The organism is Myxococcus sp. AM009, from assembly GCF_013372605.1.
GTDB lineage: Bacteria > Myxococcota > Myxococcia > Myxococcales > Myxococcaceae > Myxococcus > Myxococcus vastator.
The window spans coordinates 1-16,095 of record NZ_JABXEP010000175.1 but is presented as its reverse complement, the minus strand read 5'-3'; the positions used below and the strand labels follow the sequence as shown (position 1 = coordinate 16,095).

At 68.8% G+C, this 16,095-nt stretch carries 15 protein-coding genes and 1 pseudogene; 8 read left to right on the top strand and 8 right to left on the bottom strand.

Annotated elements, in window-relative coordinates:
- The 5 genes and pseudogenes from HV824_RS30460 to HV824_RS30445 all read right to left on the bottom strand — a co-directional run.
- A partial coding sequence (locus HV824_RS30460) for a serine/threonine-protein kinase (RefSeq protein WP_176424839.1) occupies nucleotides 1–905 on the bottom strand: 905 nt, incomplete at its 3' end.
- A 172-nt stretch (nucleotides 906–1,077) separates the two neighbouring features.
- Nucleotides 1,078–1,635, bottom strand: a complete 558-nt coding sequence (locus HV824_RS30455; RefSeq protein ID WP_176424838.1) for a DUF1629 domain-containing protein — start codon at nucleotides 1,633–1,635, stop codon at nucleotides 1,078–1,080.
- Between the two features lie 80 nt (nucleotides 1,636–1,715).
- A pseudogene (locus HV824_RS37695) lies at nucleotides 1,716–2,017 on the bottom strand (hypothetical protein); the annotation flags it as partial.
- Nucleotides 2,018–2,687: 670 nt separating this feature from the next.
- Complete coding sequence (locus HV824_RS30450; protein ID WP_176417652.1) at nucleotides 2,688–3,413, bottom strand: double-CXXCG motif protein; 726 nt, start codon at nucleotides 3,411–3,413, stop codon at nucleotides 2,688–2,690.
- Between the two features lie 16 nt (nucleotides 3,414–3,429).
- Nucleotides 3,430–4,101 (bottom strand): TIGR02269 family lipoprotein, encoded by a 672-nt coding sequence (locus HV824_RS30445; RefSeq protein WP_368670923.1) that lies wholly within the window; start codon nucleotides 4,099–4,101, stop codon nucleotides 3,430–3,432.
- Nucleotides 4,102–4,173: 72 nt separating this feature from the next.
- Between HV824_RS30445 and HV824_RS30440 the strand changes: the two genes are divergently transcribed.
- From HV824_RS30440 to upp, 5 genes are all read left to right on the top strand, one after another.
- Entirely contained in the window at nucleotides 4,174–4,584 is a 411-nt protein-coding gene (locus HV824_RS30440) for a hypothetical protein (RefSeq protein WP_176417650.1), read from the top strand.
- Nucleotides 4,585–4,720: 136 nt separating this feature from the next.
- The gene (locus HV824_RS30435) at nucleotides 4,721–6,247 is read left to right on the top strand and encodes a CoA-acylating methylmalonate-semialdehyde dehydrogenase (protein WP_176417649.1); all 1,527 of its coding nucleotides are present in this window, start codon (nucleotides 4,721–4,723) and stop codon (nucleotides 6,245–6,247) included.
- A gap of 74 nt (nucleotides 6,248–6,321) precedes the next feature.
- Nucleotides 6,322–7,575, top strand: a complete 1,254-nt coding sequence (locus tag HV824_RS30430) for a GTP cyclohydrolase II (RefSeq protein ID WP_176424837.1) — start codon at nucleotides 6,322–6,324, stop codon at nucleotides 7,573–7,575.
- Nucleotides 7,568–8,779 (top strand): URC4/urg3 family protein, encoded by a 1,212-nt coding sequence (locus tag HV824_RS30425; RefSeq protein ID WP_176417647.1) that lies wholly within the window; start codon nucleotides 7,568–7,570, stop codon nucleotides 8,777–8,779. Before HV824_RS30430 ends, HV824_RS30425 begins: the two co-directional genes overlap by 8 nt.
- An 11-nt stretch (nucleotides 8,780–8,790) precedes the next feature.
- The gene (gene upp, locus HV824_RS30420; protein ID WP_163782910.1) at nucleotides 8,791–9,426 is read left to right on the top strand and encodes a uracil phosphoribosyltransferase; all 636 of its coding nucleotides are present in this window, start codon (nucleotides 8,791–8,793) and stop codon (nucleotides 9,424–9,426) included.
- Between the two features lie 180 nt (nucleotides 9,427–9,606).
- Here upp and HV824_RS30415 read toward each other — a convergent pair whose 3' ends face one another.
- On the bottom strand, nucleotides 9,607–10,161 hold the full coding sequence (locus HV824_RS30415; protein ID WP_176424836.1) for a cytochrome c: 555 nt from the start codon (nucleotides 10,159–10,161) through the stop codon (nucleotides 9,607–9,609).
- Between the two features lie 18 nt (nucleotides 10,162–10,179).
- Nucleotides 10,180–11,496 carry a ferric reductase-like transmembrane domain-containing protein gene (locus HV824_RS30410; RefSeq protein ID WP_176417645.1) on the bottom strand — a complete coding sequence of 439 codons (1,317 nt, stop codon included), beginning with the start codon at nucleotides 11,494–11,496 and terminating at the stop codon, nucleotides 10,180–10,182.
- A 201-nt stretch (nucleotides 11,497–11,697) separates the two neighbouring features.
- On the opposite strand from HV824_RS30410, the gene HV824_RS30405 reads away from it, so the two are divergent.
- The 3 genes from HV824_RS30405 (at nucleotide 11,698) to HV824_RS30395 (ending at nucleotide 15,462) form a co-directional block, all read left to right on the top strand.
- Nucleotides 11,698–11,919 carry a hypothetical protein gene (locus HV824_RS30405; protein ID WP_176424835.1) on the top strand — a complete coding sequence of 74 codons (222 nt, stop codon included), beginning with the start codon at nucleotides 11,698–11,700 and terminating at the stop codon, nucleotides 11,917–11,919.
- A 66-nt stretch (nucleotides 11,920–11,985) separates the two neighbouring features.
- Complete coding sequence (locus tag HV824_RS30400) at nucleotides 11,986–13,308, top strand: CapA family protein (protein ID WP_176424834.1); 1,323 nt, start codon at nucleotides 11,986–11,988, stop codon at nucleotides 13,306–13,308.
- A gap of 132 nt (nucleotides 13,309–13,440) precedes the next feature.
- Nucleotides 13,441–15,462, top strand: a complete 2,022-nt coding sequence (locus HV824_RS30395) for a putative metal-binding motif-containing protein (protein ID WP_217917880.1) — start codon at nucleotides 13,441–13,443, stop codon at nucleotides 15,460–15,462.
- 3 nt (nucleotides 15,463–15,465) lie between these two features.
- On the opposite strand, the gene HV824_RS30390 is transcribed toward HV824_RS30395, so the two are convergent.
- Nucleotides 15,466–16,095: chloride channel protein (locus HV824_RS30390; RefSeq protein WP_176424832.1), on the bottom strand; the 630-nt coding region annotated here is incomplete at its 5' end.

Below are 16,095 nucleotides of genomic sequence, written 5' to 3'. Positions count from 1 at the left end.
GGCTTGGGGGGCGTGCGCTCCAGGGGCGCCGTCGCGTGCAGCGGCTCGGTGGCCTCGGCCTCGGGCTGCGCCTGGGGCCTGCGCGAGGAGGCATACGCCTCCATCTTCGCGGGCTCGAAGGGCCGCTGACGGTAGAGCGCCCAGTACAGCGCGACGCAGAAGCTGAACTGGTCCGAGCGCGGGTCCAGGTCATCCCCGCGGAACTGCTCCGGGGACATATAGCTGGGCGTGCCGATGATGAGGCCCGCCTCCGTGAGGGGGGTGTCCAGCATGCGCCGCTCGGAGGGCACGCGGGACTCCGAGTCCTCGGAGAGGTGCTCCTCCACGGGGAGCGTGCCCACCGGCCGCGCCAGGCCGAAGTCGGTGACGAAGACGCGGCCCGCGCGGCTCACCAGCACGTTGGCGGGCTTGAAGTCGCGGTGCACCAGCCCGGCCTCGTGCGCGGCCTGGAGGCCCCGGCCCGCGGAGAGGAAGGCCTCCAGCACCTCGCGCCAGGAGCGCTGCCCCTCCTTCACCCACGAGGCCAGGGTGCCGCCGTCCACCAGCTCCATGGCCAGGAAGACGCGGTCACCCCACACGTCCACGTCGAAGATGGGGATGACGTTGGGATGCGACACGCGCGCCATGGCCTGCGCCTCGCGCAGCAGCCGCGCCCGGGCCTCCTCCGAGTCCGTGCTGCTGTCCGCGTGCAGCAGCTTGAGCGCCACCTTGCGGTCCAGGTCCGGGTCATAGGCCGCGTACACCACGCCCATGCCACCCTGGCCCAGGCGCTTGAGGAGGAAGTAGCGCCCCACCTGAGGCACGGGGGGCGCGTCCTCGCGCCGCGACCCAGGGCCGGTGCCGAAGGCGTCGTCCTCGCGCTTGCCCGTGCCCGCGCGTCCTCTGCCGCTGTCTCTCATGCTCATGGCCGATGCACCCGGCCCGCGACTCTAGCCGCGAATAACCGTGAGGCCCATGTTCCAGGCCGCTTGGATGGTTGCCTATGCACCAGGCCGGTGTCGGCCGCCGCCGACGGGTGGGGCCTGCCCGCTGCGCCCCTCAGGATGCTTCAGAGAACAGGAGGGTCGTTTGCGCGGACTACACCTGCGTGAACTTCACGCCGGTGGCCTTCGCACGCTCCAAGGCCTGCTGGATGTCCTTGGAGACGATGAGGGCGATGGACCAGCCCCAGGTGCGGAACACCTGGGCGGGGTCAACGCGCATGCCGTAGACATCCCGGTACTGTCCCACCTTCTCGGGCCGCCCATCCTCCGGGTGCCAGTGGAGCACCTCTTCCGATGCCGCGTCGTCAATGCAGCGGATGAGCCTCGTGGCCACCAGGATGAAGTACGAGTCCAGGTGGCCTCGGATGTCCACGGGGAGGAGCTGCACGTCCTCGGGGGCCAGCTCCATGAAGATGTTGGCCACGCTGGCGCTGACCACGGGAGTGCTGAAACCCGCGAGAGAAAAATCGAGGGCCTTGCCTGGCTCCTCGATGGGAACCGTGAAGCGCTGGCTCACCGCCACCGGATGGCCCTCTCGGAACATCCAAGGGTCGTCTACTTCGTGACCTTGCGCATCTTGGGGGTGGCCCAGCTCCCAACGGCCAGGAAGGGAGACGTTGTCGGCGAGCTGGAAATACCTCTTTGCTATCATGGCGCCTCGGTATCACCTGGCTCGAGTGAGGAGCTTGTTCAAGCCGGAGCCCGGGGCGGCGGCTTCCTTGGCGAGTTCCCCATCCCGGCCTTCTTGAAGATTCTCTTGAACCGGGGCGTCCAGGGCCCGCCGCGCACGGTGGAGACACTGTTCTTGTTCGTCGCGAAGTGGTGGTCCTTGGTGCTGCTACTCCGCATACCTCGGGCAGCCATGGTGACCAAGTTGGGTGCCAGTGCGATGGGGAAGTCCTCGATAGTCATTGCCACCGACTGAACGCTCACGATGCTCACGTATTGGTGACCCGCCCGTGTCTCCACCGCGAGCGCAGCCTCGCCGAGCGGGGCAGCCTCAGATTTTTCGCCGCCATGCCTGCAGTGAAGCCTCTGCGCTTAGCCTTCTTCACCACCTCGGCCTCCATGACACGAGCCTCTTCCACCATTGGCTTCATCGTTCCTGCCTGGGTCGCCCTGCACACTAAACTACCGGGTACGAACTGTCTCACTCACGTTGGCAGAGAGGGCCCTCGCCAACATGCGAGAGGAGTGGCTCTGCCCCCTCATGGAGAAGTTCGCCGAAATCATTCGCGAGCAGGCTGTCTTCCGCGAAGCATTCGGTTTCATTTGATTCGCATGAGGGGACGGCTCAGATGACGAGGACGATCTCGCCATCAGAGAAGTTTCTCATGAATCCGTGCTGCGCGGGACACCTTACCAGCTCGGTGGCGCAGCGGAGCCGGCGGACTACGAGGCGTGCTCACGAAGGATTGGGCATAATGCACGGATTATTGGCCACTGCTCTTCTTCGAAGAGCTCGAAAAGCCGTGCCTTAGCCTCTTCGCGGTGCTCAGGTGTTTTGGACCAGTACTCCTGGGGCTTCCTTTCAAGGTAGTACTGGGGCTACAGCTTAGCGGTATTGTCGAGTCGCTGGAGGGTCGGGACTAGGTTCTTGTGGAGTTGCCCCTTCAAGTCGGGCGGCTAGGGAGTGAGAGTTGGGAGTACGGAGCTCGCGGGGTGACTTCATCTTCAGCCTGCGTGCACGCACCTGCTTCGCGGTTACCTTTGGGCTGGCAATTCATGGAAGGTGATACCGTCGAGCTTCTGCCGCCGCACAGCCTCCAGGAATCGCTCGGTGCCAATGACCATGGTTGCGAAGTCGCCGACGCGGAACAGGTCAACTCCCGAGGGGAGCGCGGCGGCATCCAGGATGGGCGCTTCCGGGCGCGTGAAGCCATGCCGACCACACGTCCCGCACGGAGGTGGTACCTCGGGGGGAATGCAGTCGGGATGCAGGCGGCCACGCGGTTCTATCTGGAGCTCCAGGAACGTGGGCGGAGTCTTCTGGCGGAACGTCAGCTCCGTCCGGCAACCCACCAGTCCTTCCACTCCATCTGCCTGAAGGCGCGACAGCACGTCGGGGTGGACCAACAGCAGCAGTTGCTCGACCCAGGCGACGGGGCCGAAACGTCCCGTGGCCTTGCCCGTCAATGGGCCGAAGCCTGTCCCAGGAGGGAGCGTTGCATGTGGAGGCACCAGGGAGCGCACCAGCTCCCGGAGGCGTGCGAATTCGGAGAAGGGCTCGGGGCGGGGCCGCTCGAACAGTGCTCGCTCTGGGAGATGTGACAGGTCGACGCAGGGGTACTCGTGCCCCACGTCACTCCAGGTGGCGCCGCAGGTAGGGCAGTGCACTCCAGGGAGGCTCCATTTGTGCCATGCATCAATGGAGCCTCCCTGTTTCGTTGTGGCCGTCGCGGCCTCACCCAGCCAGAAGAACCGTGTCATTGGGGAGTCGAAGTCCTCATGTTCCAGGACGGGAGTAGTACGGTTGAAGGGGGCCGCCCAGAAGTTGGAAGCGATAGATGAGGGCCCCTGCGTGTCGATAGATTTCCTCGGGCGTGGCTCTGGGATTGGCCAGCATGAAATCGCGCCACGCCTGATTCCAGGCGCCACCCCGCCCATCGCCGCCGTGAATCCTCCGGTGGAGGTCGCGGGGAATCGGGAGGGTATAGTTGTGAATCTTGACGCCCTGCCGCTCGAACCACCTCGCGAGCAGTTCGGCCTGCGGGAAGATGTGGTGCTTCTCGAAGCGGCCTGCTGGGAGCTGGTGTGAGGGCGGAACTGCGCGCTCACGAACCCCATTCCAGTTCGGGAAGACCATAACGGGGGCCGCGCCGTTCGAGTTTTTCGTGTCGCGTCCCCAGTTCCGGCGGGGCCCGCTTCCTGGCGCGGCGGCGACTGGAGGGCGTGCGGGAGGGAAGCGCACCGGCTGGACTTCAGGAGCAACGTCTTCGCAGAGGTAGAGCCCGCATACGTCAAGGGTGCACTGGACTGCGACACATGGCGCATCGGCGGAGGGGCGACACACCTCCTGGTCTTCGCTCGGTCCCCTTCGGCGCTCATCATGTGCAACGGTCGAACAGCCCAACAGGGCCACGGCCAGCAGGAGCCAGAGCGCATGGGAGGGTCGCACGGTCATGGAATCGTAATCGATGGAAGGCCCGGGCGTGCACTACCCCTGCTCCGCGGTTACCTTCACGCCGCCATGTCCCTTCGCAAAGATTACATCGAGCGGCTCATCGAGGAGTTCGCCGCCGCGCTGGCCCGCATCATCAAGGCGGGCCGGGAGAAGAAGCTCGCGGACGCCCAGCGCCTCATCCAGGAGACGGCGCTGTCCACGTTGGGCATGGAGTACGCCGCGCTGTTGATGGCGGACCCGGCGTCCACCGCGCGGCTGCTGGGCGCCCCTCCGCGCGTGAAGGTGCTCGCGCGCCTGGTCGCCGAGGACGGGACGTTGCTCGCCACCCAGGGCGACGCCGCCACGGCGGCTTCCCGCTTCCACTACGCGCTCGCGTTGTACGAAGAAGTCCAGGCCGCGGGCCTCACGCTGGACGCGGACGACACGGCCACCATCACCCGGCTGCGCGGCCTGCTGGCGGCGTCTGACTCCCGCTGAACGCAATCCCTGTCACTCGTCCGAGGGATGGGTCCGCTACCTGACAGAGTGAGCACCTGGATGTCTTCCATTGGGCGTGTCCGAAGGCACCCTCGGGGACCCCTGGGTTGCATGACAGCCCATTCCCCCGGTTACGATGGCAGGCCATTTCTTCACGCCAGACACCTGGGGGGTGTGCGTGTCCTTCATCCAGCTTCCGCGGAGCGTTGTCTCGTGCCGTAACCTCGTTGGAGGAAGCTGGCAGGTGCCGCCCGGTGCGGCGCAGCTCGATGTCCGGAGCCCCTACACGGGCACCGTCATTGGCAGGGTTCCCCTCACGCCCGCCTCGGGGGTCTCCCAGGCGGTGGAGGCCGCGAAGGCGGCGGCGGCGTCCTGGAAGGACACCCCGCTGCGGGAGCGCACGCAGTTCCTGTATCGCTTCCGCCAGCTCCTCGAGCGGGATTTGGACGCCCTGGCCCAGCTCGCCGCCAGCGAGGCGGGGAAGACGGTGGCCGAGGCCCGCGCGGGCCTGCTCAAGGGCATGGAGGTCTGCGACTTCGCGCTGTCCCTCCAGCACCTCGACACGGGCGCGCACCTGGAGGTCAGCCGCGGCGTCTCGTGTGAGTACCGCCGCGAGCCGCTGGGCGTGGTCGCCGGCATCACACCGTTCAACTTCCCGGCCATGGTGCCGATGTGGATGTTCCCCATCGCCGTCACGCTGGGCAACGCCTTCATCCTCAAGCCTTCGGAGAAGGTGCCCCTGACGGCGTGCGCGCTGGGCGAGCTCATGTGTGAGGCGGGCTACCCCGCGGGCGTCTTCTCCGTCGTGCACGGCGGCAGGGAGGCGGTGGACGCGCTGGTGGCGCATCCAGACGTCCAGGCGGTGGGCTTCGTCGGCTCGTCCGCGGTGGCGCGCCACCTGTATACGGAGGGCTGCAAGCGCGGCAAGCGCGTGCTGGCGCTGGGCAGCGCCAAGAATCACCTCATCGTCGTGCCGGACGCGGACCCGGAGCTGACGCCGCAGGCGGTGGTGGACTCGTTCACCGGCTGCGCGGGCCAGCGCTGCATGGCGGCCAGCGTGCTGCTCGCGGTGGGCGACGTGGAGTCCATCCTCCAGGAGGTCCTCCGCCGCGCGGCGAAGCTGGAGCTGGGGCCCGGCATGGGCGCGCTCATCGACCGCGGTTCATTGGACCGCCTGGAGACGGCCCTCGCCCGCGCGGAGGCCGAGGGCGCGCGGGTGGTGCTGGACGGCCGTGGCCGCAAGCCGCAGGGCGAGCCGTGGGCCGGTGGCAACTGGCTGGGCCCCACGCTGCTGGACGGCGTGCGTCCGGAGATGGAGGCGGCGCGGCGCGAGCTGTTCGGTCCGGTGCTCTCCATCGTCCGGGTGCCCACGCTGTCCGCGGCGCTGGCGGTGGAGAACGCGTCGCCCTACGGCAACGCGGCGTCCATCTTCACCACCAACGGTGGGGTGGCGCAGACGGTGGTGGAGGGCGTGCGCGCCGGCATGGTGGGCGTCAACGTGGGCGTCCCCGTTCCGCGTGAGCCGTTCTCCTTCGGCGGCACGGGGGATTCGCGCTTCGGGCACGGGGACATCACCGGGCCGTCCAGCCTCGACTTCTGGACGCAGGTGAAGAAGGTCACCCGCAAGTGGTCGGCCCGGACCGACGGCTCGTGGATGAGCTGAAGCGCGCCCCACGCCGCGAAGCACCGCCCCCCACACCCCGACTCTGCTCCCGCGCCCGCAAGGAGGGCGCTCCCATGGCCGAGAAAAAGAACCCCAACCACATCCGCCTCACCTCCCACCCGGATGGCGACGTCCCCAGCGTCCCCATCCGCTGGGGAGACGGCGAGCCGCCGCGCCGCGGCCCCGTCGTCGCCACGCTGACGGAGGCCGGGCACCGCAACGTCATCGGCACGCACGCCGGCGCATATGCCGTGTACCGAGCGCTCGCCGTGGCCGCGGGCATGCTGCCGCAGGACCACCGCGCGGACCTGAAGAACACCGCGCCCGCCGCGCAGGTGGGCCCGCATCCATCGTGGAGCGACCCGCAGCGCATCGTCTCGCTGGACCCGTGGGGGGCCATCGCGCCGCAGGCGTTCCGGCCCTTCGCGGAGCAGGGCATCGACTTCCGGCCGACCATCGCCGTCACCAAGGCGCACATCAACTTCCCCGAGGTGCGCGACGCCATCGAGGCCGGGCGCCTGAAGCCGGACGGAGACCTGCTGCGCGACAACGGCGACATCAAGGTGACCAAGGCCGCGGTGGACCCGGTGTGGTACCTGCCGGGCATCGCGAAGCGCTTCGGCATGACGGAGAGCGCGCTGCGCCGCGGCCTCTTCGAGCAGACAGGCGGCATGTTCCCGGAGCTGATTACGCGCCCGGACCTGCACGTCTTCCTGCCGCCCATCGGCGGGCTGACGCTGTACGTCTTCGGCGGCATCGAGACGCTGGCGGACCGGGACGTGCCGCTGACGGTGCGCGTGCATGACGAGTGCAATGGCTCCGACGTGTTCGGCAGCGACATCTGCACCTGCCGGCCCTACCTGGCGCACGGCATCGAAGAGTGCGTGCGCGCCGCGCAGACGGGCGGCGCGGGGCTCATCGTCTACCTGCGCAAGGAAGGCCGGGCGCTGGGCGAGGTGACGAAGTTCCTCGTGTACAACGCGCGCAAGCGGCAGGAGGGCGGCGACTCCGCGGCCACCTACTTCCAGCGCACCGAGTGCGTGGCCGGCGTGCAGGACATGCGCTTCCAGGAGCTGATGCCGGACGTGCTGCACTGGCTGGGCATCACCCGCATCCACCGCTTCGTGTCCATGAGCGACATGAAGCACGACGCGATTACGCGCTCGGGCATCGAAATCCTGGAGCGCGTCCCCATCCCCGACGCGCTCATCCCCGCCGATGCGAAGGTGGAGATGGAGGCGAAGAAGGCGGCGGGCTACTTCACGCAAGGGCCGGTGGCGGACGCGGCGGAGCTGGCGCAGGTGAAGGGGCGGGACCTCGATGTCTGATTCCGCCTTGGCGAGGTCGGACCTCTCTCCCGCCGTGGCGTGGCTGCGCACGCCGTCCGCCATCCGCGAGCGCTGTCACCAACTGCTGGACCTGGGGCTGGCGGGCAAGCTGGAGCACTTCCGTGTCGAGCCGTCTCGGCTGCCCATCGTCGTGGACACGGTGCTGCACGTGACGCGCGAGCACTACCCCACGCTGGACGTGCCGCTGCACAGCCGCTGGCGCCACTTCGACGTGGGTGGCGTGGCGCGGCTGGCGGAGCTGGAGGCGCGGCTGAAGGACGCCACGCTTCAAGAGCGGGCGCGCGCGAAGCTGGACCTGGTGGTGGTGAGCGTGCTGTTGGACGCGGGTAGCGGTCCGCAGTGGCGCTACCAGGAGGCCGGCGGGAAGACGTGGGCGCGCTCCGAGGGCCTGGCCGTGGCCAGTTTCCGCATGTTCATGGAGGGGCGCTTCTCGTCGGACCCGGACCGGCCGCTGCGCGTGGACGCGGAGGCGCTGGGCCGGCTCACGCGTGAGGCGCTCGCGCGGGGCATGCAGGTGACGGACGCCAACCCGGTGGATGGGCTGGACGGCCGGCTGCACCTGCTGCACGGGCTGGCGAAGGTGCTGCCTCGGCCGGGCGCGTTGCTGGACATCATCACCGCGCAGCACCGCAGCGTGCGCGCCGCGGAGCTGCTGGGGTTGGTGCTGGAGATGCTGGGCCCCATCTGGCCGGGCCGGGTGATGGTGGACGCGGTGAACCTGGGCGACGTGTGGCCGCACCCCGCGCTGGGGCCGGTGGAGAGCCTGGAGGCGCTGGTGCCCTTCCACAAGCTGTCGCAGTGGCTGACGTATTCCCTGGTGGAGCCGCTGTCCGAGGCGGGCGTGGTGGTGACGGAGCTGGATGGCCTCACCGGCCTGCCCGAGTACCGCAACGGCGGCCTGCTGGTGGACCTGGGCGTGCTGTCGCCCCGGGAGCCGCGCCTCTTCACGCAGTCCTTCCACCCGGGTGACGAGCCCATCGTGGAGTGGCGCGCGCTGACGGTGGCGCTGCTGGACCGGGTGGCGGCGCTGGTGCGCGGCCGGCTGGGGTTGAGCGCGGAGGAGCTGCCGCTGGGGAAGGTGCTCCAGGGCGGAACGTGGACCGCGGGCCGGCGCGTGGCGGCGGAGCGGCGTCCCGGGGGCGGGCCCCCCATCCGCGTGGACAGTGACGGCACGGTGTTCTGACGGAGGACGCAATGGAGTTTCCAAACTGCACGGTGGTGGACCACCCGCTGGTGAAGCACAAGCTCACGCAGATGCGCCGGGTGGAGACGAGCACCGCCTCCTTTCGGGCGCTGCTCCAGGAGACCTCGCTGCTGCTCGCCTATGAGGCGCTGAGAGACCTCAAGGTGCGCGAGGAGGACATCCAGACGCCCATGGCGCGCACGGTGGCGCCGGTGCTGGACGGCAAGAAGCTGGTGCTGGTGGCCATCATGCGCGCGGGGCAGGGCATCCTCGACGGGATGCTGCAGCTGGTGCCCTCCGCGCGCGTGGGGCACATCGGCCTGTACCGGGACCCGGAGACGCTGTCGCCGGTGGAGTACTACTACCGCGTGCCCGGCCAGCTCGCGGACCGGGACGTGGTGGTGTGTGACCCGATGCTGGCCACGGGCAACTCGGCGGTGGCCGCGCTCCAGCGGCTGAAGAAGAGCAAGCCCGGCTCGCTGCGCTTCGTGTGTCTGCTGGCGTGCCCGGAGGGCCTGACGAACCTGCGCGAGCACCACCCGGATGTCCACGTCTACACCGCGGCCATCGACGAGCGGCTGGACGAGCACGGCTACATCCTTCCGGGCCTGGGCGACGCGGGAGACCGGCTCTTCGGGACCAAGTAGCGCGCGGTGGAGGAGGTACCCCTCACCCGGCAACGGTGACCTGGCGCGCGGCCGTGTCCAGAAGCAGGGGTGGCTGCACCGCGGCGCCCGGTGCGCTGGGCGCCGCGGGGGTGGCGCTGCTGGTGGGCGCGGTGGCTCGCAGGCGCCGTGGGGCGTTGTCGCGCTCGCGTCCTTCCGCCGCTAGTTGACGGTCCGGCCGGAGGCCTTTTCGGCCCCGCCGGGCCTGAGCGCATTCACCTCCCACGGTGAGCGCTTCGGCCCACGCAGCGCGGCGATGTCCGCTGGCACGTACAGCCGCGCTCCAGCGGGCGGCGCGTTGCCGAAGTGGGTGAGCACATGGTTCAGCACCGCCGCCAGCTCCACGTCCTGCAGGTGGCCCATGGAGGGCATGGGCGCGCCCCAGCGAGGGCTCGTCAGGCCGTGGAGGTTCAGCTCCACCAGGTACTCGCGTCCCCCCGGCGCGGCGAAGAGGCGAGCGGTGTCCTGGAGGCCGGGGTACTGGTCCCAACCCTGGCCTTCGCTGCCATGACAGTTCCGGCAGTTGCTCGCGTAGGCGTGCTCGCCCACCTCCCGCCACTCGAACGCGTGCTCCGGGGTGGGCTCGTACTGGGCCAGCGTCGCGTACTCGTCGGAGAGGACGAGCTGCGCGGAGCGCATCCAGGCGAACAGCGCGGAGCCCAGGAGGAGCAGCGCGGCGATGGTGTAGGTGGCGATGTTCGCCACGAGGTGTCGCATGGTGGCAGAGGCTCCGGCCTAGGCGAGGTTGAACTTCTCCAGGTGGATGCGCGCCTCGGGGACGCCGCGCTCCTGGAGGGCTTCGTGCGCCGCCGTCATCATGGGCGGCGGGCCGCAGATGAAGAAGAAGCGCGCGAGCTTCTCCTTCGGCAGGTGCCGGTCCAGCACCTCGCCGGTGAGGAAGCCGCGCTCGCCCTTCCAGTCCTCGGCGGGCTCCTTGAGGACGTAGACGCAATGCAGGTCCAGCTTCTCCTCGAGCTCGGCCAGGTCCTCGCGGAAGGCCACGCTGTCCCAGTCGTTGTCGGCGTAGAAGAGCGTGATGGGCCGGTGGTCCTTCCGGTCCGCCATGGTGCGTAGGAAGGAGAGGATGGGGGTGATGCCCACGCCGCCCGCGATGAACACGTAGCCGACGGCGGGATAGCGGTCGATGCTGAAGGCGCCATGAGGGCCGTCGAGGTACGCGCGCGTGCCCGGTGGGACGTCGCCGATGCGGCTGGTGAAGTCACCCAGCGACTTGATGCCGAACTCCAGCCGGTCCGAGCGCTCGGCGCTGGAGGAGAAGCTGAAGGGGTGCTCTTCCAGCGTGAAGGGCGAGCCCTCCAGCTTGAGCCAGGCGAACTGGCCGGGGTCGAAGCGCATGCCATGGTCCCCCACGGGCTCCAGCACCAGGGAGTGCGTGCCGCCCCGCTCGGGGCGGACCTCGGCGACGCGCCAGCGGTAGTTGCGCTGCCACGCGGGGCGCAGGACGCGCAGGTAGATGACGAGCGCGACCATGGCGGCGCTGGTCACCACCCAGATGGCGTGCTTCCACGGCGTGTTGGTGTACAGGCCCGCCATGGAGACATGGAGCTGGGCGAAGACGATGGCCGCCACGCCCAGCAGCAGGTGCAGGAGGCGCCAGCGCTCGTAGTTGATTTTGAGCCGCTCGCGGAACTGCGAGGACACCACCAGGATGACGAGCATCAGCACGCTCATCATCGCGGCGCGGCTGGCCCAGTTCCCGCTCAGGGGGTTGAGCAGCTTCAGGCGGGACGGGTTGTCGATGACGATGATGAGCGGATGCGCCAGCACCAGGGACACGGCGACCATGGCGATCTGCCGGTGGTACTGGAGGATGATGTCGATGCCGTAGGGCGCGGTGATGCGCTTGAAGCGCGCGATGAGCACGAACTGCACGGCAATCTGCGTCAGCCCCACGAAGCCCAGCGCCACGGACAGCTCGAGCCAGAAGGACCGCCCGGACGGGGCCGGGGGGATGAGCATCAGGAAGACGGGCACCAGCACGACCAGCAGGTAGAGGCTGATCCAGAAGAAGCCGGACATCACGCGGTTCATGCGGAGACTCCCATCAGGCCCCGTAGCCCGGGATGCGTCCGAGGGGAACGTGGAAGCAGGCAGGTACCGCTCGCACTGTTCACGGAAGGACCCGGACCGTCCGTCCCCGCGACCCGGTGTGCGGGCCCCAGGGCCCCCTGGCCCCACCGCGAGGGCGTGCACATCGTTGGAAGGGACGCATGCCAGGAGAGGAGAACGACGATGGCCGAGCAGCGCACGCCGAAGTCACGTGACGCATCCGAGTCCCCGCAGCCGGACTCGCGCCTCCGCGAGTCGATGAGCGACCCGGAGACGGAGCGGCGGGACGCGGAGGACCGCGCGGTGACGAATGAGGCCCACCGCTGGGGCGACGAGGGCAGCTCCCGCGAGGAGCGCGGCTACCCGCGAGAGGGTGACGCGAGCAGCGACAAGGGCAAGCCGTAGCCGTGGTCCGCCGGCACCCGGGGGGCCCCTTCCGGGGAGGCCGGGTGTCTGGATTAGGGTGGAGGCGTGTCCGCCTCCGTCCTGCTGCTGTTGCCCCTGCTGTGTGCCTCCGCCCCCACGCGGGTGGAGCTGGTGTTTGGTGGGGATGTGATTCCCCATGGCGAGGTGAAGGAGGTCGCCAGGCTGCACGCGCGCACCGGGGCGCCGCCACCGGAAGGAGGCCGGGCGCCCTCGCTCAACCATGAGGGCTGGGACCATGTCTTCGGGCCCATCGCGGACGTGCTGCGCACCGCGGACGTGGGCGTGGTGAATCTGGAGACGCCCGTCACCGACAACAAGAAGGCCGTGGCGAAGGAGCTCTTGTTCAACGCGCCGTCGGCCATGGTGCATGCGCTGGCCTCGGCCGGGGTGAAGGTGGTGTCCACCGCGAACAACCACGCGAGGGACCAGCACCCCGCGGGCATCTTGGAGACGCTGCGGCACCTGGAGGCGGCGGGCATCCGTCATGCGGGCACGGGCGCGACGAAGGACGCCGCCTGGGAGCCCGCCTTCGTGGACGTGCGCGGCGTGAGGGTGGGGTTCCTGTCCTTCACGCGCATGCTCAATGGCTTCAGCAACCCGAAGGATGCGCAGGCGCCACATGTCGCGCTGGTGCCCTATTCGCGGCCCGAAGCGCACCGGGGCGTTCAGGCTGAACAGGCCGTGGAGGCCGTGCGCGCCGCGGCGGCGCGGTGTGACGCGCTCATCGTGCTGGTGCACTGGGGGACGGAGTACACGGGGACGCCCCGGCCCGAGGACCGCGAGCTGGGGCGCGCGCTGCTGGACGCGGGGGCGAGGGCGGTCATCGGGCACCATCCGCACGTGCTCCAGCCGCTGGAGCCGTACCAGACGGTGGATGGGCGCAAGGGGCTCATCGCGTATTCGCTGGGCAACCTGGTGGCGAACCAGGACCGCTTCTACCAGCACGCGACGGGGGCGAAGCACTCGGGAGGCGACCGGAGGGACTCGATGTTGCTGCGGCTGTCGCTGGTGCGGCCCATGCCGGGGGTGTCGGTGGCGCTGGAGGAGGTGTCGGTGCTGCCGGTGTGGATTGAGAACAACGCGGTGGGGCGGGCGCGCAAGGAGTCGCGGAACATCCAGCCGGTGCTCATCGACCGGGAGGTGGAGGCGGTGACGGAGCGGCTGGCGTTGCTGGCGGCGCGCCCGGAGCCGCTGGACAAGGAGACGCGCGCGCAGAAGGCCTTGCTGGAGCGGCGGCTCGAGGGCTCCAAGCAGCGGCGCGAGCGCATCCTCCGGATGCTGCCGGAGGGGTTCGCGGTGGCGTCGCCCGCGCTGCGTCAGCGTGGGGCGGTGGCGGTGCCTGCTGAGCGGTTGACCTCACAGCCGTGATGGCAAAGGCATACGTGGGTGTGCTTCGGTCCATTCTGGCTGTGATATGTCCATGGTCATTCACTTGGGCGGACCTCAGGGTGAGTCGGCTTCTGAGCAAGTCATGCCTGGGGTTGGGGTAGAGTGCACCCTATGCGTCAATCCGCCATCCTCCTGCCGCTGTTGTTGCTGCTGGCCTGCAAGAAGGACTCGAAGGAGCCGGACACGAAGGAGGCCGCGGTTCACGTCAAGATTGGCCACCACCGGAACTTCAGTCAGGGCTGCATCACCGTGGAGGCCCATGGCGGCACCGGTGAGCCGGTGCTCGCGGAGTTCAAGGCGCCCGGGCAGTTCGACACCAATGACCCGGTGTTGAACGTCGCCGTCTTCCGGAAGGCGGACTGGGCGCGGGACGTCGAAATCACCGTCAGGGTTTTCGAGAAGGGCTGCGCGGCCGAGCAGTTGGTGGATGAGCGGAAGCAGACCTTCAGCTTCGCCTCCGCGGGCCGACAGGAGTGGCTGCTCGAGGACCTGCACACCGATGACGAGGACGGTGACGGCTTCGTCTCACCGGGTGGGCCGATGAACCGGGGGGCGGACTGCGATGACCTGCGAGCGACGGCCTTCCCTCGTGCGCCGGAACTCTGTAACGGCCTGGATGACAACTGCGACGGTCAGCAGGAAACGGGGGTCGTCGACAGGCTCTGGTACCTGGACCAGGACCGCGATGGCTTCGGACGCAATGTGCCCGGCACGCAGGCCTGTGACCCGCCGAGTGAACTCCATGTTGAAGCGACGGGCGACTGTGACGACGAGCGGGCCGACATCCATCCCAACGTGGTGGAGGCGTGCAACGGCGTGGATGAAAACTGTGACGGGCGCGCCGACGAGCTGTTCACGGAGGGGCCAGGTGCACTGGGGACGGCGTGCACGGAGGCCTGCGGCGGGACGTATGCCTGCAACTCCGCGGGGACGGGGACGGAGTGCGTGGGCACTACGCCTGCGCTGCTCTATGCGGATGCGGACAGCGACGGAGAGGGGAAAAAGGACAGCGCTTCCGTGGGAGAGCTGTGCCCTGGCGCACCGCTGCCTCCGATGATGGTGGAAAACACGCTGGACTGTGATGACGCCGACGGCGCCACGAACACCCAAGGGACGGAGGTCTGCGACGGCCTGGACAACGACTGCGATGGAGAAGTGGACGAGCAGATGACCTGCGGCTCGCTGAGAAAGGTCGAAGACCCAGCACTGGCCGGGCGCCACTGGAGGACGGTGGCCGTGCACCCGAGTGGTTACCCGGTGTGGGTGGCGGGATTGGACGGCAAGCTGGCGGTGAAGAGGGATGCGGCTTCAGATTTTTTCAGCCACGACGGGGATGCGTCAGCGCCGCCGTGTGGGCCCGCAGGGAACACGTTGGATTGGCACTCGGCGTGGGTCAACCCCAATACTGGTTATCTTGTCGTGGTTGGCGAGGACGGCTGGATAGGTGAGCACAGTGGTGGTTCGTGCTACACAATCCATGTCGACCTCCCTGACACCAGTGACTACTTCTCGGGCGTCGTTGGGGTAGGAAATCCAGCTCAGGTATTCGCAGTCTCCACCTTGGGTCAGTTGTATGAGTGGACAGGCGCGGCCCATCGCCACGACTCGCCCGGTCGGTACTGGGGTCTCCATGCGCTCGGCCCTAATGCGCTGTATGCGGTGGGCTCGACAGGGGAGTCGTCGCCGCTGACGCCGATGGTAAATCTCTATATTCGTGACACGAACTGGGGCACTGCGGCAGCGCACAACCTTCAGGGGACCGCGGGCTACAACGGGGGCTTGCGGGCTGTGTGGGCCGCGGACGCGACGCTCATCTATGCGGTGGGTGACGGTGGGTTGGTGGTGAAAGGCAGTGGGCAGTCGAGGGACTGGGAACGGGTGCTCCCCGAGGTGGGCGCCGTGGTCGACTACGTCAGCGTGGCCGCACCACCCGGGACCAAGAATGCCTACCTCATTGGCAACGAGGGCAATTCAGGACGGCTGCAGCGGTTGACTCCGCACGGTTGGGCCGAGGCTCCAGCCTTCGCCTCGGGCGAGCCAGACATGCCGCTCCGCGACATCGCCATGACCTCCGCGAGCAACTTCTGGATCGTCGGCGACGACGGCCACGTCTACCACTTCCCGGAGCCATAGCCCTCAGCCCCCGCCCCGTCCCTCGGGTCCAGGGGGCGGGGCGCGGTCCTCGCGGGCCAGCTCCCGCAGGGCCACGATTTTCTCCAGCAGCGGCCCCCCGTGCTTCATCCGCGCAATCCGCTGTGACGGATAGATGCCCCGGTGCCCCGTGAGCAGGTACGCCACCGTGGCGACAATCGCCACGTGGGGCAGCACATTCGCCCCCAGCAACTCCACGGCCATGATGGACAGCGCCAGCGGCGTGTTCGCCGCCGCCGCGAACAGGGCCGCCATGCCCACCGCCGCGCCCAAATCCAGCGGCAGGCCCAGCAGCCGGGCCAGCACGTTGCCCAGCGCCGCGCCAATGAAGAACAGCGGCGTCACCTCGCCGCCCAGGAACCCCGCGGCCAGCGTCACCACGGTAAAGGCCAGCTTCCACGCGAACGCGGGCACGGGCAGCGCCGGGTCCTGGAACGCGCGCAGGATGCCGGGCACGCCCAGCCCCAGGTAGTCATCCGTCCCAGCCAGCTTCCACAGCACCACCACCGTCGCGCCGCCCAGCGCCATCCGCACCGGCAGCCACGGCACGCGCTGCTCCAGCAGCTTCTTCAGCCGGTGCATCAGCTCCACGAACACCACCGCCACCGCCGCCAC